The sequence below is a fragment of the Arthrobacter ulcerisalmonis genome (assembly GCF_900609065.1).
In the GTDB taxonomy this organism is placed as follows: domain Bacteria; phylum Actinomycetota; class Actinomycetes; order Actinomycetales; family Micrococcaceae; genus Arthrobacter; species Arthrobacter ulcerisalmonis.
The window spans coordinates 140420-161037 of sequence record NZ_UXAU01000020.1 but is presented as its reverse complement, the minus strand read 5'-3'; the positions used below and the strand labels follow the sequence as shown (position 1 = coordinate 161037).

Here is a 20618-nt window from a genome sequence, read left to right as displayed (position 1 = left end):
GCAGCCCAGCCTGCCCGCCGGACACGCAAAAGGCGGGCCAGCACTGAGCTGACCCGCCTTTACCGCAAACCAGCGCACCAAAGGTTGGCGCCGGCGTCGCGCGTTATGCAGTGTGCGTTATGCGTTGGCCTTGATGGCGGCGGCGAGGACGTCGAGGCCGTCGTTGAGGAGATCGTCCGAGATGACCAGCGGCGGCAGCAGGCGGATAACGTTTCCGTAGGTGCCGCACGTGAGGATGATGACGCCGTCCTTGAGGCAGGCAGCGGCAACGGCCTTGGTCAGCTCCGGATTGGGCTCCTTCGAACCGGCCTGGACCAATTCGATCGCCAGCATGGCGCCACGTCCGCGGACATCGCCAATGACGGCGGATCCGGCGTCGGCAAGCTCGCCCTGCAACTCAGTCAGGCGACCCACGGCGAGTTCCTCGATGTGGCGGGCACGTCCGGCCAAGTCCAGCGACTCCATGGTGCTGATGGACGCCAAGGCCGCAGCGCAGGCCACCGGGTTGCCGCCGTAGGTGCCGCCGAGGCCACCGGGGTGGACGGCGTCCAGCAGGTCTGCCCGGCCGGTGATGGCGGAGAGCGGCAGGCCACCCGCGATGCCCTTGGCGAGGGTCAGGATGTCCGGAACGACGCCTTCGTGGTTGACCGCGAACCATTCACCGGTGCGGCAGAAGCCTGACTGGACCTCATCGGCGATGAAGACGATGCCCTTTTCCTTGGCCCACGCTGCCAGCGCCGGCAGGAAGCCCTCGGCGGGGACAATGAATCCGCCTTCGCCCTGGATGGGTTCGATGATGATCGCGGCGACCTGGTCTCCGCCGATCTGCTTTTCGATCATGGTGATGGCGCGCTTGGCCGCCTCCGCACCGGTGATCGACGGGTTTTCCTCGCGGTATGGGTAGCTCATGGGCATGCGGTAGACCTCGGGCGCGAACGGGCCGAAGTTGGTCTTGTACGGCATGGCCTTGGCGGTCAGCGCCATGGTCAGGTTGGTGCGGCCGTGGTAGGCGTGGTCGAAAGCCACGACGGCGTCGCGCCCGGTGGCGAGGCGAGCCACCTTGACGGCGTTCTCCACTGCCTCGGCGCCGGAGTTGAACAGCACCGTCCGCTTTTCGTGGTCGCCCGGGGTGAGCCGGTTCAGCTGCTCGGCGACCGCAACGTAGCCTTCGTATGGGGTCACCATGAAGCACGTGTGGGTGAAGTGCTCCACGGCGGCCTTCACGGCGGCCACGACGGCGGGATCAGACGCGCCCACGCTGGTCACCGCAATGCCTGAACCCAGGTCAATGAACGAGTTCCCGTCCACGTCCTGGATGATCCCGCCGTCCGCGTCGGCAACGAAAACAGGGACGCTGGAGGCGACGCCAGCTGCCACGACTGCCTTGCGGCGTTCGGTGAGGGCCACGGACTTGGGGCCGGGGAAGTCAGCCTGGACGTTGCGCTTCTGCTCCAGGCGGTAGGTGATCTCTGATGCGGTGGTGGTCATGATGGGCCTTTCGGGTGCAGCGTGATGATGAGGAGGAGCGGGGAAGGTCAGGCGTCCAGGGCGCTCATGACGTGCTTGATGCGGGTGTAGTCCTCCACGCCATAGACGGAGAGGTCCTTGCCGTAGCCAGACTGCTTGAAGCCACCGTGCGGCATTTCGGCGGTCAGCATGATGTGGGTGTTGATCCACACGGCACCGAAGTCCAGGTCGCGGCTGAGCCGCATGGCCGTGCCGTGATCGGTGGTCCAGATGCTGGCTGCGAGGGCGTAGTCCACATCGTTGGCCATTTCCAGCGCTTCTTCCTCGGTGTTGAAGCGCTGCACAGTGATAACCGGGCCGAACGTTTCCTGCTGGACCACGTCATCGGTCTGCTTGGCGCCGGTGATGATGGTCGGCTCGAAGAAGAAGCCCTTGTCGCCAACACGGTGCCCACCGGTTTCAATCTTGCAGTTGGCGGGCAGGTGTTCCACCACGGAGCTCACGGCGTTGAAGTGGTTGACGTTGTTCAGCGGGCCGAAGTAGTTGTCTTCGTCGTTTTGCGAGCCGGTGTGCAGGGTCTTGGTGTGCGCCACCATGGCGGCCACGACGTCGTCGTGCACTTCATCCTGGACCAGCACCCGGGTAATGGCGGTGCAGTCCTGGCCGGCGTTGAAGAAGGCGAACTCGGCGATGGCCGCTGCGCTCTTGGCGATGTCTGCGTCCTTGAACACGATGGCGGGCGCCTTGCCGCCAAGTTCCAGGTGCGCACGCTTGAGGCCCTTGGCAGCGCCGGTGGCCACGGCAATACCAGCCCGGACCGAGCCTGTGATGGAGACCAGACCGGGAACCTTGTGCTCCACCATCAGGGAACCTGTGGCCCCTGTCCCCAAGACCACGTTGAGTACACCTGCCGGCAGGATGTCGCCGGCAATTCGAGCCAAGACCAGGGTGGACTCGGGCGTGGTGTCGGACGGCTTGAGCACGATCGTGTTGCCGGCGGCGAGCGCAGGGCCGATCTTCCAGATGGCCATCAGGAACGGGTAGTTCCACGGTGCCACCTGGGCCACCACGCCAATGGGTTCGCGGCGGACGTAGGAGGTATGGCCCTCGAAATACTCGCCAGCAGACTTGCCCTCCATAATGCGGGCAGCACCGGCGAAGAAGCGCATCTGGTCTGCGCCGGCGGCAACTTCCTCCGCGGCAATCAGCGAGCGGACCTGGCCGGTGTTCCGGTGCTGGGCCTCGACAAGTTCGTCACTGTTGGCTTCGATGGCGTCGGCGAGCTTGAGCAGCATGAGCTGGCGCTGCCCTGGGGTGACCCGCTTCCAGGCGGGGAAGGCTGCTTTTGCCGCCGCCATGGCCGCATCCACGTCAGAGTCAACGGACACTGGAGACTGCGCCACCACCTCGCCATTGGTGGGATTGACGATGTCCAGCAGATCGGTGCCTGCCGGAGTGACGAATTCGCCGTTGATGAAGTTCTGCAAGGTTTGGACCACGGTGTGCAACCACTTTCCTAGGGGCCGGCGGTGGGACCGCTGGCGGCAGGGTGAACTGCCTTGAGCCTATGCCAGGACCCCTAGCTCGTGAATGGCCACCTGCACACCGTCTTTGACTATTTTTAGTGCGGTTGCCTAGTGCTTGGCTATCCTTGCTCCATGGCCATCTCCCTTGCTGCCCTGGTGGGCGTGGATTCGCTGAAACTGACGAACGTTGGCGCGGCCAAGAGCACCCTAAACCAGGACATCAGCTGGGTGGCCGTCACCGAACTCGAGGATCCACAGCGCTTTCTCGACGGCGGCGAACTAGTGCTGACCACGGGTCTGCGGCTGCGTTCCGCGCCCGAGCAGCGCCGATTTGCCCGCCAAGTCCAGCGCGCAGGTGCGGTGGGTATCGGCTTCGGCACCGGGCTGTCGCATGAAGCAGTGCCTGCTGCCCTCTTAGCGGAGGCGAACCGGTGGGGCCTACCGGTGGTGCAGGTACCCTATGAAACGCCGTTCATTGCGATCGGCAAACTGGTGGCGGACGCCCACTCGGCCGATCATTACACCAAGCTCGAGCGCCTCATTGCCGGCCATCAGGTACTCGCCAAGGCACTGCTCACCGGCGGCGGAGTGGCGGAACTCCTCAAGCATCTCGGCGGCATGCTGCGCACAGACATCGCCTTGAGCCAGTTCACGGCGCAGCTCTACAACAGCACCAACTCTCCCCCTACCGCCGATCTGTGGTCCGCCTATCCCATTCCCACCGGGCGGCGGGACGCCTGCACTCTGTGGGTGCGGCAACCCTTTGAAGACAACGGCATTATTGGCTACGCGCAGAACCTGATCAGCGTGGAACTGAACAACATGGTCAAGCAGCGGCAGGCCCAGCGGGCGCTCTGCGGGCAGGTGCTGGAAGACGTCATCCAGGGGTCCCTGGAAACCAGTGAGGCCCAGCGGCGGCTTGCCAGCGTAGGGGTGAACAGCACCCGCAAGAACGTGGTGCTGCTGGCCAGTTCCGAAGCCCACCACAAGGCGCTGGTCCGCAGTGCGGTGCCGCCGGAACTCGACAAGGCGGTGGCCGCCGTCGTGGGCCGGGACCTGATGCTGGTCATCAACGACGACGGCGGGACGGCACCAGCGCTGGCACGACGCCTCAGCACCCACCTCGCCGAGGCCGGGATCCACGCGACCATCGGCATCGGCGGTGCCTACACCAAGCCGAACGGACTGCGGTGGAGCTACTTTGAGGCGCGCGATGCGGTCAGCCACGGCCTGCCCGTCAACGAACCCGAACGGCTGAGCCTCACCTCACTCCTGCTCGCCAGCGAAGACGTTCCACTGGCCGACATGGCGCACGAGGCCTTGCACCCGCTCCGCAGCTTTGACGCCGCGCACGGCGCCGAACTGGTGGCAACGCTGGAAAGCTACCTCACCAACAACGGCTCAGTGGCAGCCGTGGCAGAGGACCTCACCCTGCACCGGAACACTGTGCGTTACCGCCTCGGGCAGATCACCGAACTGACCGGGTACGACCCGGCCCTGACCAGCGACCGCGTCCAACTATGGCTGGCGCTCTCCGTCTCCCGATTGACGGCGCGGCAGGGAAGGTAGCCTGCTTCGCCAATCCGGATACAGTTTGGGTCCGAATCTCCTGTGACGAACGCATTGTGGAAACTATTGCTACCTAACTGGAGATAACCGTGAACAAGACTGCCAAGACCGTAACCCGCACCGCCGCCGCATCCATGCTGGCCTTGGGTGCATTCGCTGCAACATCGTTGCCGGCCCAGGCTGCCGCACCCACGCAGGCAAGCACCGCCATCAGTCAGCCCGCCCCCGCCAGCAACGTCTCCCTACTCAACGGACTCCTGGGCAACGGCGTTTCCAACAACAGCCTCCTCAGCGGTGGCCTGATCAATGGACCGCTCATCAACGGCCCGCTGGTGAACTTGGGCAACGTTGGCCCGTTCCAGTTCGGGCAGTTCCAGTAACCTCCCGCTGATCCCCGCGGGCTGAGACGTACGTCCGGCCCGCGGGACTTCCATGCCCTCCGGGCACCCCCGTCGTGTCCTTTGGGCACCTCCGCCGACGCCACCCTGCTGGCTCACCTCGGCCTACCGTGCATCCGCGCGCCCTGAGGCCACCCAACCCTGAGAAGGATCATGTCCCACGATTCCCTGACTTCCGCCGACCACGACGCCGCTGCCCGGCTGCCGCTGACGCCGGCACAGCGGGGCATTTGGTACGCGCAGCAACTGGCGCCGGAAAATCCGATGTTCCAGATCGCCCAGTTCATCGAGATCGTGGGCCCGTTGGATGAGGCTGTTCTCCGCTCAGCCTTGGCCCAGGCGGTAGCCGGAACGGACGCGCTGTCCATGGCATTCGCCGCAGACGCCGATGGCCCCTACCAAGTCGCCCGCCCCCAGCCGGCAGCCCTCGAAGTCACGGACCTGTCCGCGGCCGCTGACCCGGAGACCCAGGCCCGATCTCTGATGGATACCGACCTGGCGCTCCCCCGTGACACCGCCACGGATCAGCTCCTCCACACCGAATTGATCAGGTTGACTCCTGAGCGACACTACTTCTACCAGCGGGTCCATCACCTTTTGCTGGACGGCTACTCTGCCGTGCTGGTGCTGCGCCGCGTCGCCGAGCTGTACAACAGCCTTTTGGCTGCCAAAGCGTCCGACGCCGGAACACCGGCCGCCGAACCACCCCAGGCTTTCGGCCCGCTCCAGGAACTCCTGGCCGGCGAGGGCGCCTACCCGGACTCTGCTGCTGCCGAAGCTGACCGGGCCTACTGGACTGAAACCCTGGCCGACGCCGCCCCAGCTACCGGCTTGGCTGGCCGGCCCGACGGCGCAGCAAGCTCGCTGGTGCGCGTGGCCCAGGCGCTCCCCGAAGCCGCCGCATCAGCGTTAACATCCGCGGCAGCCACCGCCCCCGCCTTGGTGGTGACGGCTGCCGCACTGTACCTGCACCGGATTACCGGCGAGCGCGATGTCTCCGTGGCCCTGCCTGTCACTGCCCGACGCGGCAACCTGGCCAAGTCAACGCCGTCCATGCTGTCCAATATCGTTCCCGTCCGGCACGGTGTGGACCCCAGCGCGACGGTGCAGGACACTGTCGCAGCGGTGGGTCGCAGTCTTCGAGGCGCCCTTGTCCACCAGAGGTTCCGCTACGAAGACCTGCCCACCCAGGGCAGCTATTTGGGACCGTCGGTCAACATCCTCCCAGTCTTGGACCAGATCACCTTTGGCCCAGCCCAAGGCACCCTGACCATCCTGTCCACCGGCCCCATCGATGATCTCTCGATGGTGGTCCACGGCCTCGGCGAAGGCGCCGGCGTCGATTCTCAGCGCAGCCTGCCCACGGTCCAGTTCGAGGCCAATGCCGCCCTCTACACCGAGGTCGAGCTGACAGAGCACCTGCACCGCTTCGTGCGCCTGCTCGCGGGGGTAGCCACCCGCCCATCGGCGCTCCTGGCCGACCTGACGGTCACCACCGACGCCGAGGAACTGATCCTGCTGGCGGCCGGCGAGGCAGCCAACCAGACGCTGCCGGGCCACACGATTGTTGAGGAATTCCAGGCCAACGCCGCTGCCCGGCCGTTGAGCACCGCTGTGGTGGCCGACGACGGGACCCTCACCTTCGCCGAACTGGAGGCCCAGTCGAATCAGTTGGCCCGGTTCCTGACCAGCCACGGCGCTGGGCCCGGCCACACTGTTGCTGTCCGGCTGGACCGCGGCGTGCTGCTCCCCGTGGCTCTCTTGGCGGTCCTAAAGTGCGGTGCCGCCTACCTTCCCCTGGACCCTGACTATCCAGCAGGCCGGGTGGAGGGCATGCTGGAAGACGCCGCCCCGGTCCGACTCCTCACCACCGGAGCGTTCATGGGAGCATTCACCGACGCGACAAGCCAAGCCTCAAGCGAAACGTCCACGGGAACCTCCCCCGGAGCATCTACCGGTGCGTCCGGCGCCGACGCGAGGCACCAAGAAATCAGCACCGACGTGCCGGTGACCGTACTGGACTCCGCGCTCATGCAGGCTTGCCTGGCAGGCAAGGACCCGTCCGCACCGCTCCCGGCCGCCGGCCAGCAGGATCTGGCCTACGTGATCTTCACGTCCGGCTCCACCGGCCGGCCCAAGGGCGTGGGAGTGGAACACCTGGCACTCCTCAACCTCTACACGTCCCACCGGGACGCCATCTTCCTGCCAGCCGAAAACCGCCTCGGCAGGAAACTCCGGGTGGCGCATACTGCCGGGCTGTCTTTTGACGCTTCCTGGGATCCCATCCTCTGGCTGATCGGTGGCCACGAACTGCACATGGTGGACAACCAGACCCGCCGCGACCCCGAGGCCCTCAGCGCCTACCTGTCAGGCGAGGGTATCGACTCAATTGAGACCACGCCGTCGTTCGCCAAGGTGCTGGTGGCCGGTGGCCTCTTCGACCAGGAGCAGCACCCCTCGGTGGTTGCCTTGGGTGGCGAAGCTGTGGACCCGCTGCTCTGGAACGAGCTTGCCGGCCGCGACGGCCTGGTGGCTTACAACTTCTATGGCCCCACCGAAACCACTGTTGATTCGTTGACCGCCGTCATGGAACCCGGCACCGAACCAACCTTGGGCGGATCGGTGGCCAACACCCGGCACTACATCCTGGACTCAGGCCTCAACCCCGTCCCGGACAACGCCGTGGGAGAGCTCTACGTGGCAGGCGTCAACCTGGCCCGCGGCTACCTTGCCCAGCCCGGCCTCAGCGCCGAGCGGTTCGTGGCCGACCCGTTCGCCTTGGACGGCTCGCGGATGTACCGGACGGGAGACATTGTCCGCCGCCAAGGCGACGGAACCCTTGAGTTCCGCGGCCGGCTCGACGCCCAGGTCAAGATCCGGGGTTTCCGGGTGGAGTTGGCAGAGATCGAGGAGGTCTTGCTGTCCCTTCCAGGGGTGGAACATGCTGCCATCACGGTGGGGCGCAACCGCGCGGGCTACGACCAGCTTTTGGGCTACGTCACACAGGCACCATCGACGGATGGCCACGATCAAGCAGCCCTGGACACGGGCGAACTCCGGCGGCAATCCCGCCGGCACCTGCCTGACTACATGATCCCCACCAGCATCACGCAAATCCCGGCAATTCCGCTCACCCCCAATGGCAAGTTGGATGCCCGTGCTCTCCCCGTGCCGGAACAGGAAACCACAGCCACCGAACCGCGGAACGAGCGCGAAGCGATGGTGGCCCAGGCGTTCAAAGACGTCTTGGGCCTGCAGGTCGTAGGGGTCGAGGACGACTTCTTTGACCTCGGCGGACATTCCCTGCTGGCCACCCGGTTGGTGGCCCTGCTCCGGGACCGCACGGGCACCGCCCCGGCGTTCCGGACCGTCTTCGAAAAGCCTACTGTGGCAGCGTTAGCCGAAACCCTGGAGCTGGGCACCGCCGGCGCCAGCCCACTCCTCCCCGCCGACCGGCCGGCTGTGCTCCCGCTCTCCTTCGCGCAGCGCCGGCTCTGGTTCCTCAACCGGTTCAACCCCGAATCCGGCGCCTACAACATCCCCGTGGTCCTCGACCTCCGCGGAACCCTCAACGTGGCCGCACTGGAGGGCGCACTTGGCCAGGTCAGCGCCCGGCACGAATCGCTCCGGACCCTGTTCCCGCTGGTGGGCAGCGAACCGACGCAGCAGGTATTGTCCGTCGATGCTGGTGCACCGGCCATGACCGCTGTCCTCTGCTCCGCCGACCACCTGCCCGCAGCCTTGGCCGCAGAAACCGGACGTGGCTTCGACCTCAGCCAGGAACTGCCGCTCCGAGCCGTCCTGTTCCAATTGGCTCCAGACCACCACGTCCTGGCCATCACGCTGCACCACATCGCGGCCGACGGCTGGTCGCTGGCGCCGCTCGCCCACGATCTCTCCACCGCGTACAACCGCATTTCCGCAGGTCAGGCGGCAGATCTTCCGGCCCTCCCCATCCAATACGCTGACTACACGCTGTGGCAGCGCACAGAACTGGGCTCTGAACACGACGCCGAAAGCCCCATTTCCCGACAGCTCGATTTCTGGGCGCGCGAACTCCGCGGCGCCCCCGAAGAACTCCAACTCCCCTTCGACTACGTCCGCGGCACCCCTGCCGCGGCGCTCGGAGTGGCACCAGGTGCGGGAACACACGACGGCGGCCAGTCGCCGTCGTCCGTCCCCATCGCCCTCGGCGCGGACACCGCAGAACGGTTGAACGCGCTGGCCAGGACGCACAAGGCCAGCCTCTTCATGGTGCTGCAGGCGGCGCTGGCAGCGTTGCTGACCAAGTCGGGCGCCGGCGTCGACATTCCGGTGGGCACGCCCGTTGCGGGCCGGACTGACACGCAACTGGAAGAGCTCGTGGGCTTCTTCGTGAACACCCTGGTGCTGCGGACCAACACCTCCGGCAACCCCACGGCCGGGGAGTTGGTGGAGAGCGTCAGATACACCAACCTGCACGCCTATGCCAACCAGGACGCGCCGTTTGAGCGCGTGGTGGAGGAGCTGAACCCCACCCGGTCGCAGCACCGGCACCCGCTGTTCCAGGTCATGCTGACCCTGCAAAACACCGCCACCGCGCGGCTTTCGATGGACGGCCTGGAAGCCACCGCGGACCAGGGGCAGGAAAGCGCCGGCGCCAAGTTCGATCTGCTGCTCGACTTTAACGAGCAGGCCGACGGCCTCACCGGTTCCCTCATGTTTGACCCTGCGCTGTTCACGCTCGCTACCGCCCAGCAACTTGCTGCTGGCTTCGAGGCCGTGGCGGCACAGTTTGCTGCTGATCCGGCCATCACCCTGGACCGGTTGCAGATCCAAAGCCCAGAGCAGTACGCCAAGGTCCTGGCGCAAAGCCAGGGCACCTGCACCTCCGAGCCGCAGCCGTCAGTGCTGGCAGCGTTCGCCGACACCGCTGCCCGGCAGCCCAACCGGCGCGCCGTGGTGGACACCGCCGGGCCCCTCTCCGAGCTCACGTTCGCGCAGCTTCAGGACCGGGTGACGTCGGTAGCCAAGGGCCTGGTGGCCGTGGGCGTTCAGCCAGGCGACCGCGTGGCCGTGGCCCTCCCCCGATCCGCTGACGTGGCCACCGCCGCCCTCGCTGTCCTCGCTGCCGGCGCCGTCTACATCCCGGTAGATCTGGCGTACCCCGCCGAGCGGATCGCCATGATTTTGCACGACGGCGGCCCAGCCGTGGTGATCGCAGCACCCGGGTTTACGCTCGGGGAAGCCGGGGACGCCGCCGTCGGCACCCCGGGAAACCAAGGCACCCCGCGCGCCCCGGGAAACCAAGGCACCCCAGTATGCCAGCCCGTCCAGACTGACATCGACGCACTGCTCGCTGCCGGGTCCGGCGTGTCAGCAGAGGAGCTGGCTGGGCGCGCTCCCAGCCCCGAAGATCTCGCTTACGTCCTCTTCACGTCAGGCTCCACCGGCCGACCGAAGGGCGTAGCCGTCCAGCATGGCGCCTTGGCAAACCTGTACGCCCACCACCACCGCACCCTGTACGCACCGCGTTTCGAAGCCGCCAACGGCTCGGCCGTTGCGGTGGCCCACATTGCCGGGCTCGGGTTCGATGCAGCCTGGGATCCCATGCTCTGGCTCGTGGCTGGCGCTGAGCTGCACCTGGTGCCAGAGCCGGTCCGCAGCGACGCCGAGGCCCTGATCGGCTACTGCAGCCAGCACTCCATCGACGTCCTAGAAACCACCCCCTCCTACGCCAGCCAACTGCTCCAGCTGGGCCTGCTCGCAGGGGTAAGTTCCGGCGTCGACCGTTCCCCGTTGCTGTTGCTGCTGGGCGGCGAGGCCGTGGACCCCATGCTGTGGGAGCAGTTGGCAACCACGCCCGGGGTGGACGCGCATAACTTTTACGGACCCACGGAGTTCACCGTTGATTCCGTCACGGCGAAAATCGGCGCGGGTGCGCCGACCATTGGCCGCGGCATCGGCAACACCGACACGCTGGTCCTGGATCAGCACCTGGCGCTGGTGCCTGCAGGCATCCCCGGTGAGCTGTACCTGGCCGGCGCAGGCATGGCGCAAGGCTACGATCAACGCCCCGGCGAGACCGCGTCCCGCTTTGTCGCCAACCCGTTCGCTGCCGACGGTAGCCGCATGTACCGGACCGGGGACCTGGTCCGCCGGACCGCCGGACCGCCGAAGGCACGCTCGAGTTCATCTCCCGCAACGACGAGCAGGTCAAGGTCCGCGGCTTCCGGATCGAACTCGGCGAGGTGGAGGCAGCACTCTCCGCGCACCCCGCCGTGGATCGCGCAGTGGTCCTGCCCGACGGCGACCCCGCCCAGCGCCTGGTGGCCTACTTCACCGGCACAGCCAGCCCTGACGACGTTCGCGCAGTGGCTGCCCAACGCCTGCCGGACTACATGGTCCCGGCCATCATCATGGCCATCCCGGAGATTCCGTTGACCTCGCACGGCAAGCTTGACCGTAAAGCCCTGCCCGCCCCCACCGCCAGTGGAACCGGCTCCGGCGCGGCACCGTCGACACCTGACGAGCACGCCATGGCGGACATTTTCGCCGCGGTCCTCAATGCCGACAACGTGTCCATGGCCGACGATTTCTTCGCGCTCGGCGGCCACTCCCTGCTGGCTATCGACATCATGGGCCGGATCCGCGAGGCCTTCGGCGCCGGGGTACCCCTGCGCGCGCTCTTCGATTCCCCCACCCCTGCTGGGCTGCTGGCGACGGTCCGTCCGGCTGGTGTAGCCGTGGCTGGAACGGACACGGCTGCCGGGGTCGGCGCAGCCGGATCGGCCTCGACTGGCGGGGTCGGCACAACCACTGCAGAACGCACGACGGCGGCGGGTTCCGGCAGTTCCGGAGCCGACGTGCCGTCGTCGGACTGGCAGCCGGTGCCCCTCAGTGCTTGGCTGGTGGACCGCGAAAACGAGCGCCCCGATCGGCTTGAGCTGTCGTTTGCGCAGTCCAGGATGTGGTTCCTCAACCGTCTGGACCCCGGCGCGGCCGACTACAACATTTCGCTGGCTGTCCGGCTCACCGGCGTCTTGGACGAGGCTGCGCTGTCTACAGCTGTCGCGGAATTGTTCCGTCGACACCAGGTCCTGCGGACCGTCTACCCGGAAACGGACGGCGTCCCCGAACAGGTCGTCCTGGCTGGTGACGTGGCTGGCAACGCGGTGTTCGATTCCGCGGCCAGCGAGCCAGCCACAGGCGAGCACTCCGGTGCGATGCGCCTGTCGCTGGCCAGCGCCGACTCGGAAGCGGCTGTCCGCGAGATGGTGGCGGCCCAGGCCGGGCGTGGCTTCGATGTCCGCTCCGACCTGCCCCTGCGAGCCCACCTGATCCGGCTGGTCGGTGCCACTGGAGGTGCCGTCGCTGGGGACACCACGTCAGACGCACCCGTCAGCGGCGAGTGGGTCCTGCACCTGGTCATGCACCACATCGCCAGCGACGGCGCGTCCCTTGCGCCGCTGGTCCACGACCTGTCCACCGCCTACAGCGCTGCCCTGGAAAGAGGCACAGCCCTCGAAAGCGGTGTTGCCCCGGAAGGCAACGCTGCCATGGATTCCGGCGCAGCCGCAGCGGACTTGCCCCTGCAGTACGCCGATTTCAGCTCTTGGCAGCGCGAACAGCTGGCCGGCCCCACCATGGCCGGCAAGCTGGAGCACTGGCAGCACGCCTTGGCCGGGATCCCGGCAGAACTGACGCTCCCGGCCGACCAGCGGCGTCCCCGCGACTCTCGCCAACCCGGCCGGCAAGTCTCCTTCAGCATCCCCGCGGAGACGGTGACCAGCCTGACCAAGGTGGCGTCGGCGTCGAACGCCAGCGTGTTCATGGCCCTGCACGCCGGGCTGGCTGCGTTCCTGCAGCGCGCCGGAGCCGGTGACGATCTGGTGATCGGGTCGCCCACCTCGGGCCGGACCGATCCGCTGTTGGCCCCGTTGGTGGGCTTCTTCGTCAATACCCTGCCGCTACGGGTCAGCGCCGAGGGCAATCCGAGCCTGCGCACCCTCATCAGCAGGTCCCGCGCCAGCATCCTGGCCGCGTTTGATCACGACGACGTTCCGTTTGAGCGGCTCGTGGAGGCGTTGGCGCCCAGCCGTGAACTGGGCCGGCACCCGCTGTTCCAGACCATGCTGACCGTTGACAGCGAGATGCCCACCGTTCCGCAACTCCCCGGCGTCAGCGTGGTCCCCGAACCGGAAACTGGGTCCGGGGAAGCCAAGTTCGATCTGTCCTTCACCTTCCGTCCGGACGCCGATGGCGCCCTTCTGGGCACCCTCGACTACAACTCAGCCATGTTTTTGGACGGCACCGCCCAGCGGCTGGTTGATGGCCTGGGCCGGCTCCTCCGCCTGGCCACGAACTCGCCAGACACGGCCGTGTCCGATCTTCCCCTCCTGACGGCCGCAGACACGCGAGCACTCGCCGCCACGACCGCTGGCAGCCTCTCCCAGGCTGTCGAGACAACCACCGAAGACCCCGATATTCTGGCAGTATTCGACGCGACCGTCCGCGAGCACCCTGACGCCACCGCTGTGGTGGCCGACGGCGGAGCCCTCACCTTCGCTGCGCTTGCCGAGTCCGCGGGCAAGGTGGCAGCCGGGCTCACCGACGCCGACACTGCAGGCCAGGTGGTCTCCGTGCTGCTTCCCCGCTCGGCCGGCACCGTCCAAGCCCTGCTGGGTGTGCTTCGTGCAGGTGCGGCATACAACCCGATTGACGCCGAGTACCCTGACCAACGGGTGGCCGCCATCCTGGAAGACGCGGCACCGCCCGTGGTCCTGACCTGCGCGGCGATGGTGGAGCGGCTGACCGAAGTCCTGGACGGTGTGGCCCTCACGCCCCAGATCCTGCTCCTGGAAGACCTGCTTGCCAGTGACCTTCCAGCCCAGCCCGCCGCCACACTCTGGGATCCCCGTGAGCTGGCCTCCATCATGTTCACCTCCGGCTCCACGGGGCGGCCCAAAGGTGTGGAGGTCAGCCACGGCGCCCTCGCCGCGTTGCTGGCCGCCCACAGGGAGACGCTGCTGGCAGGCATATCGCGCCGCAAGGTGGCCCACACCACCGGCGTTGGCTTCGACGCGTCCTGGGATCCCATCCTTTGGCTGGTGGCCGGGCACGAGCTGCACCTCATCTCCGATGACCTGCGGCGCGACGCGCACGGACTGGCCAGCTACTTCGCGGAGCATGGCATCGGCGCGTGGGAAACCACGCCGGGATACCTGCGGCAGCTCCTGACCGAACCTGCTTTCGCCGAGCTGCTGGCCGGCCACGCCCCGGGTGCGGACGCCTTCAGCCTTGCGCTGGGGGGTGAGGCGTTCGACGTCGACCTCTGGACTGATGTGCGCGCCCTCCCCGGGGTGCGGGCCTGGAATCTCTACGGGCCCACCGAGGCCACCGTTGACACCGTGGTGGCCTTGGTGGCTGAGAGTGACGGCCCCGAATTGGGCCGGCCCACGCCGAGGACCCGGCTCTACGTCCTTGATGACCGGCTGCAGCACGTGCTGCCCGGTGCCGCTGGCGAGCTGTATCTGGCTGGGGCCCAATTGGCGCGTGGCTATCGCGGCCGGCCGGACCTGACCGCTGAACGCTTTGTGCCCGATCCCTTCCACGGCGCCGGCGAACGCATGTACCGGACCGGGGATGTGGTGTACCGCGCCGCGGACGGCAGGCTCGTTTTTGCCGGTCGCAACGACGGCCAGCTGAAGATCCGTGGTTTCAGGGTGGAGCTCGGCGAGGTGGAGTCTGCCCTGCGTAGCGCTCCCGGCGTCCAGGCTGCGGTGGTCCGCGCCGTGGGCACTGGCGACGCCACCCGACTGGTGGGCTACGTGGTCCCGGCGAACCCCGCGGACCAGCAAGATGACGGGATGCCCGACGCCGTCCGGAGCCATGTGCGGTCTCTGGTGCCCGACTACATGGTGCCGGCAGCTGTCATCCTCGTTCCGGAGATTCCGCTGACGCCGCACGGCAAGGTGGACCTCGGCGCGTTGCCTGATCCTGGGGCAGCCAGCAGGACGGCTGGCTTGGCACCGCGGACGCCGCAGGAGAACACCGTGGCCGGCATCTTTGCCAGCGTGTTGTCGCTCGAGCGGGCCGGCGTGGATGAGTCGTTCTTCGAACTCGGTGGCCACTCCTTCCTGGCGCAACCACTGATTGCGCAGGTCAACGCCGCCTTGGGCACCGACCTCCAGGTGCAGTCGCTCTTCCGGGCACCCACGGTGACCGGACTGCTGCACGAGGCCGCAAAAGGTGCGGCCGAAAGCGTCGCGGACAACCTGCGGCAGCTGCTGCCACTACGGAGCGCCGGCAGCAAGGCGCCGCTGTTTGCCGTCCACCCGGCGTCGGGCATTGGCTGGGGTTTCGCCTCAATGCTGGGCGCGCTGGACCCGGAACGGCCGTTGATCGGGCTGCAGATGCCCGGCATGGAGCCCGGCCACACGCACCCGGTGGAGGCGCAGTCGCTGACCGAACTGGCGGATGACTACATCGGGCAGATCCGCTCTGTTCAACCCGAGGGTCCCTATCACCTGCTGGGGTGGTCCTTTGGCGGCTACCTGTCCCACCGCATCGCCACCAGGCTCCAGGAGACGGGCCAGGAGGTGGCGTTCCTCGCCATCTTGGATGCGTTCCCGGAGGGCCAGGAGAACAACGCGGGTGTAGGCAGCGGGGCGCAGCTGTGGGCCAGTTACCTTGAAGCACAAGGCTACGATCTCGCCGGCGAAGACCTGGCCACGGTGGACATCCACCGGGCCCAGGAAATCCTGCGCGAAAACCACAACCCGCTGGGGACGGTTCCCGCCGATTCCGTTGCGGCCATGGCCCAGAACTTCCCTGCACTGGCCCAGCCGATCCGGAATGAAGGCCCGCAGGTATTCCACGGTGACTTGCTCTTCTTCCGGGCCACCGAACAGGTGCCGGCCGGAACTCCGGGCAGCTCGTCCTGGGCACCCTACGTCACCGGGACCATCACGGACATCCCCGTGCCGGAGCGGCACTCACAGCTACTCAGTGACAAAGCTCTCAGCACAATCATGCCCGCGGTAACCATCCGCTTAGGCTCCGGAGCCGAATAACTTCTGATGCTCCTGGTGCAAAGGGAGCGCTTCCTCCTACGACAGAACCGACAGGAAAGGTCGCCATGACGAACCCCTTCGATGACAAATCCGCAACGTTCTCCGTACTGGTCAATGACTTTCAGCAGCACTCCCTCTGGCCGGAATTCGCGGCCGTGCCGCAGGGCTGGGTCGCCATGTTTGGACCGGACAACCGCGAGGCCTGCCTGGACTACGTGGCCCGGACCTGGACCGACATGGCGCCGCGCAAGGTTGCCGAACTCGCCGCTTCGCAGTGATCCGGATCGAGAACGTCACCAAGACCTTCGGCAGCTTCACCGCCCTGGACGGGCTCTCCCTGCATGCAGCTGAGGGAACCGTCCTGGGCCTGCTGGGACCCAATGGCTCCGGCAAAACCACCACCGTCAAGATCCTCACTACCCTGCTGGCACCTGACGGTGGGGACGCCCGGGTCGCTGGGCACTCGGTGCTGGCAGCACCCGCGATGGTGCGCCGGAACCTCGGCTTGTCCGGCCAGTACGCGGCCGTGGACGAGAAGCTCACCGCCTACGAGAACCTGCATATGGTGGGCCGGCTCTACGGCATGAACCGCAAGACTGCTGCGGCACGCGCCACGGAGCTGCTGGAAAACTTCCGGCTCACCGACGTCGCCAATAAACGGTCCGGAACATTCTCCGGCGGCATGCGGCGGCGCTTGGACTTGGCCGGCGCTATTGTGGCGCGGCCCAAGGTGGTGGTACTGGATGAACCCACCACCGGACTCGATCCGCGCGGCCGGCTGGACACCTGGGATGTCGTGTCACGGCTCGTCGCGGACGGCACCACGGTGCTCCTGACCACCCAATATCTTGAAGAAGCGGACCGGCTGGCAGACCACATCGCCGTCATCAACCACGGCAAGGTCATTGCTGAGGGAACGGCCACTGAACTGAAGCAGGGCGCCGGTACGGAACGCATCGGCGTCGTGATGCGCCACGCCGCTGACCTTCCCGCCGCTGCAGCCGTGCTCGCTGCGGCCGCCGGGCCCAGCGTCCGGCCCGAGATTGATCCGCAGAACCTGGGCGTGTCCATCGCCGCCCCGCAGGGACACCGCACCCTGGTACGCATCCTTTCCGACCTGGACGAACGCGGCCTGCCTGTCGAGGAAGCCTCACTGCGCCGGCCCACCCTTGACGATGTTTTCCTGCAGCTGACCGGCCATGCCGCCGAACGCGCCGACACTGACTCGGAAGCGAAACCAGAGTCCGGATCTGACGCCCCTTCAGGCCCAGATTCCGGCACTGCCTCCTCTGCTGGCCCGCGCCACCGGAACGCTGAGGTGCCCGCATGAGCGTCCTCACCGCTGCCGCCCGCGACAGCTCCGTCATTGCCCGGCGCAACCTCCTCAACGTCCTGCGCACCCCCGGCGCCTTGGTCACCGGCCTGGTCCAGCCCATCATGTTTGTCCTCCTGCTGGGCTTCGTGTTCGGCGGAACCCTGGGCGGGGACCAGTACCGCAGCTTTCTGATCGGCGGGATCCTGGCACAGACCTTGACCTTCAACGCGTCCTTCACGGCCGTGTACCTGGCCAAAGACCTGCAGCTGGGGCTGATCGACAGGTTCCGGTCCTTGCCCATGTCCCGGGTGGCCGTGATCTTGGGCCGGACCTCCTCCGACCTGGGCACCAGCGTGCTGTCCATTGTGGCCACCATGGTGTGTGGGCTGGCGATCGGCTGGCGCATCACCGGCGGCGTGGGGCCGGCTTTGGCCGCCCTGGGCCTACTGCTGTTATTCGCTTTTGCCGTGTCCTGGATCGGCGCCGTCATTGCGCTGACAGCCCGGAGCGTGGAAGTTGCCCAGAGCCTCGGTTTGGTGTGGCTGTTCCCCGTGACGTTTATTTCCGGCGCGTTCGTGTCCGTGGATACGCTGCCGGGACCGCTGCGGACCATCGCCGAGTGGAACCCGGTGACCGCTGTGGCCACCTCGGCCCGTGAACTCTTCGGTAACACCGCACCGGCGGGCTTCGGCGTGCCGGGCGGCTGGGCTGCAGACAACGCCATCCTCTACTCGGTGCTCTGCAGCGTGGCCATCATCGCTGTCTTCGCGCCGCTGGCCATCGCACAATACCGTCGCATCAGCCGGCGATGAGCCGCCCAAGCACGACGACGGAAGGCGGCCTGGCTGCCCCTCCCGCCGTCGGCGCGGGGACTGGTTCGGCTCACGGCGTTTTCGATCCGGCCGCACCACACGCTGTGTTCATCAGCGCGTCGGCCCGTGATATTCAGCAGGCCTGCGCCCCTGCTGGCGGGTTGGGCGCCTTCCTCTCCCCTGCCGAGGACCAAGCCACCGAACGGTTCACCCGCCCGGGCGACCGGCTGGACTACGCTGCATCGCATGCCCTGTTCAGGCTACTTGCGGCCCGATGCTTGGGCAGGACAGCCGCGGACGCCCAGCACCTCAGTGTCGCGCGGCTCTGCGTCGGCTGCGGGAGCACCGAGCATGGAAAACCAGCCATCGCGGGCCTGAGCCTCAGCCTGTCGCGAAGCTACGGAACGGTGTTGGCGGCTGCCGGACCAGCCCAGATGCCGGTGGGGGCGGATATCGAGCAAATCCCAGCAACTGTCTTCAACGGCTTTGACCAGTACGTTGCCTCAGCAACGGAACGCGAGAACCTGCCAGCGGACGATGTCCCGGCCCGCATCCGTCTCTGGGTGGCCAAGGAAGCGATCCTCAAGGCGGCAGGGCTGGGACTGGCCGTGCCGCCCGCAGACGTACACCTGGAGCAGGTCCAACCGGGCGTCGCGCTGCTGCGCGCCCACAGCCCAGGGCAGCCCCGCATTGATGGCCTGACCGCGTTTCCTGTTGCGGCGCCGTCGGGCTATCTCGCGGCCCTGTCTGTCATGCCGGGCGTGCCGGTGGTGGAACTGGGCCTGGAAGCGCTCTTCGACGCCGTTCCCACGAACCTTAGATGATTCCCCTGCCCAGCAGGTGCCGGGACTTCTTCCTCGCCCTGCGGTACTTGGCGAGGGCAGCAACCATCAACGCCGCCTGTTCCTCGACCAAGGCGTCGAACGCGGCCACCACCTGGGGCTGGTCATTGGCTTGGCGCAGGCTCGCCAGCAATCCGCTCGCCAGGACGGCATCGTTGAACTCGCCCAGGTGTGCCTGCTGGCGTTGCGCTGCTTTCCCTACCTTGGCTGCCCGCTTCCCGTGGACCGGCACAGCGGACTCTGCCACGTGCCGCAGCCGTTTGGCGTCCTTACGGACCTGGTGCAACGCCTCGTCCCGCTCCGGTCCCTTTCGAGAAGTAGCGGCTGCCCGATGCGACCTGCGCAGCCGAGCCGCCGACTTCTCTATCGCCTTACCGGTCGCCTTCCGGCCCGACACGACGGCAACGGCCCGTAGCGGCGGATCGGTGCGGAAACTCTCCAGTTCATCCAGCAGCCTGAAGTAGCGCCCCGACACCAGCGCAGCGAGCAATTCCCGGTAGCCGGCAGTAAAAACTGCCTCTGTGTGCCGGTGGACCCGCCGGCGCACGGCTTGCGAGCCGGCGTCGTCCGGCAAGGCTGCGAGGGGTCCGCGCAGGATCGCCGCCATCACCTCCGCGTCCCGAGGGGCGCCCAGTTCGCCGCCGAGCCACTTCAGCTCTGCCAACAACCGCCGCACCCGCACCGCAGAGTACAGGGAGCGGTAGGCGGTCAGCACGGACCGCAGCCGCCGCGTGGCCGAGCGCAGGTCGTGCACCGCATCCGGCTCGGCGAGACGAACCGCCGGGTCCAGCGCAAGGATATGGTCAACGTGTTCGGCCACATATAAGGTCACCACCGCGGCGGCCGGGGCCTTCTTGCCCGCAAGCAGGGACGCGGTGCCGGGGGCGCGACGGCGGGCAGACGTGGGCCCCGAACCCAAAGCGCGGCCCAGCTTGGAGGCATGGGCCGACGGCGTTGCTCCCGCCGCTTCGAGGACCTCCTCGGCCGCTGCGAAGAGGCTGGGTTCGCCGTGCACCAGTTCCAGCTCCCATTCGCGCCATTGCAGGGATGCGTCGGAATGATTTGTTGCCTCGGCAGCGAGCGCCGTGCCCAGACGCTCCGAGCTCACGTGATCGTCGGCCAGGTCGGCCAGGTGCTGACCGTCCGCAGCGTAGAGCGGGTAGGTAGTCCGGACCGTTTCGAGCCGCACCACGGGGGCTACGGCGGCGCCCCGGAGGTACACCTGCACGTACGTCAGAAGCGCGTCAGGTACCACCCCTTCCTGGCCCAGCGGGGCATGCAGCTCACGCCGGGCGGCGGGCTCGGAACCGGCCGCTGCTGCCGGCGGAAGTTTCAGGTGCCAGCCCGCGTCGGCGCCACCGGTGCGGCGCCGGAGGGTGATCTTGCGGCCGGCCAGCTCCTGCGCGGCGGTATCGAAGTAAACGGCGGTGAGCGTTGCCGTGTGCGGTTCGCCCACCCGGGCAACCACCTCGATGTCCGTCAGATGCGGCACCTGGGCGTCCTTGCCGACGTCGTACTTCTTCTCGACCTCGAGTCCTTCGCTTGCCTTCACTGCCGTCCTTTCACGCTTCTGCCCAGCCGGGACGTGCCAGCCAGTGCATGGCAGTCTATGCCCTGGACATGAACCGGAGAGGT

Annotated in this window: 10 protein-coding genes and 1 pseudogene; 8 read left to right on the top strand and 3 right to left on the bottom strand. The window is 67.2% G+C overall.

The genetic code is table 11. From position 1 onward, the window contains the following. Positions 1-117 precede the first annotated feature (117 nt). Together gabT and PSET11_RS07320 are read right to left on the bottom strand one after the other, a co-directional pair. The gene (gene gabT / locus PSET11_RS07325; RefSeq protein WP_124091441.1) at positions 118-1488 is read right to left on the bottom strand and encodes a 4-aminobutyrate--2-oxoglutarate transaminase; all 1371 of its coding nucleotides are present in this window, start codon (positions 1486-1488) and stop codon (positions 118-120) included. Between the two features lie 47 nt (positions 1489-1535). After that, complete coding sequence (locus tag PSET11_RS07320) at positions 1536-2966, bottom strand: aminobutyraldehyde dehydrogenase (RefSeq protein ID WP_124091440.1); 1431 nt, start codon at positions 2964-2966, stop codon at positions 1536-1538. 159 nt (positions 2967-3125) lie between these two features. Between PSET11_RS07320 and PSET11_RS07315 the strand changes: the two genes are divergently transcribed. The 8 genes and pseudogenes from PSET11_RS07315 to PSET11_RS07285 all read left to right on the top strand — a co-directional run bounded on the left by PSET11_RS07315 (position 3126) and on the right by PSET11_RS07285 (position 18965). Then, complete coding sequence (locus PSET11_RS07315; RefSeq protein ID WP_124091439.1) at positions 3126-4562, top strand: PucR family transcriptional regulator; 1437 nt, start codon at positions 3126-3128, stop codon at positions 4560-4562. Positions 4563-4651: 89 nt separating this feature from the next. Further along, positions 4652-4942 carry a hypothetical protein gene (locus PSET11_RS07310; RefSeq protein WP_124091438.1) on the top strand — a complete coding sequence of 97 codons (291 nt, stop codon included), beginning with the start codon at positions 4652-4654 and terminating at the stop codon, positions 4940-4942. Between the two features lie 171 nt (positions 4943-5113). Next, positions 5114-10945 (top strand): annotated as a pseudogene (locus PSET11_RS16885) (amino acid adenylation domain-containing protein); the annotation flags it as partial. Between the two features lie 245 nt (positions 10946-11190). Next, entirely contained in the window at positions 11191-16014 is a 4824-nt protein-coding gene (locus tag PSET11_RS16880) for a non-ribosomal peptide synthetase (protein ID WP_238989070.1), read from the top strand. A gap of 65 nt (positions 16015-16079) precedes the next feature. Beyond that, positions 16080-16292 carry an MbtH family protein gene (locus PSET11_RS07300; RefSeq protein WP_124091437.1) on the top strand — a complete coding sequence of 71 codons (213 nt, stop codon included), beginning with the start codon at positions 16080-16082 and terminating at the stop codon, positions 16290-16292. Further along, entirely contained in the window at positions 16289-17344 is a 1056-nt protein-coding gene (locus tag PSET11_RS07295; protein WP_203415926.1) for an ATP-binding cassette domain-containing protein, read from the top strand. Before PSET11_RS07300 ends, PSET11_RS07295 begins: the two co-directional genes overlap by 4 nt. Beyond that, positions 17341-18141, top strand: a complete 801-nt coding sequence (locus PSET11_RS07290) for an ABC transporter permease (RefSeq protein WP_124091436.1) — start codon at positions 17341-17343, stop codon at positions 18139-18141. The genes PSET11_RS07295 and PSET11_RS07290 overlap by 4 nt, the downstream gene beginning before the upstream one ends. Then, entirely contained in the window at positions 18138-18965 is an 828-nt protein-coding gene (locus PSET11_RS07285) for a 4'-phosphopantetheinyl transferase family protein (RefSeq protein ID WP_124091435.1), read from the top strand. Before PSET11_RS07290 ends, PSET11_RS07285 begins: the two co-directional genes overlap by 4 nt. Here the strand turns inward: PSET11_RS07285 and PSET11_RS07280 are convergent. After that, positions 18958-20535 (bottom strand): CYTH and CHAD domain-containing protein, encoded by a 1578-nt coding sequence (locus PSET11_RS07280; protein WP_124091434.1) that lies wholly within the window; start codon positions 20533-20535, stop codon positions 18958-18960. The two genes, PSET11_RS07285 and PSET11_RS07280, sit on opposite strands and share 8 nt — an antisense overlap. Positions 20536-20618: the final 83 nt, after the last annotated feature.

Coding starts and splice junctions, on each gene's coding strand:
- PSET11_RS07290 (WP_124091436.1), top strand. CDS start 17,341: ATGAGCGTCCTCACCGCTGCCGCCCGCGACAGCTCCGTCATTGCCCGG.
- PSET11_RS07300 (WP_124091437.1), top strand. CDS start 16,080: ATGACGAACCCCTTCGATGACAAATCCGCAACGTTCTCCGTACTGGTC.
- gabT (WP_124091441.1), bottom strand. CDS start 1,488: ATGACCACCACCGCATCAGAGATCACCTACCGCCTGGAGCAGAAGCGC.
- PSET11_RS07315 (WP_124091439.1), top strand. CDS start 3,126: ATGGCCATCTCCCTTGCTGCCCTGGTGGGCGTGGATTCGCTGAAACTG.
- PSET11_RS07285 (WP_124091435.1), top strand. CDS start 18,138: ATGAGCCGCCCAAGCACGACGACGGAAGGCGGCCTGGCTGCCCCTCCC.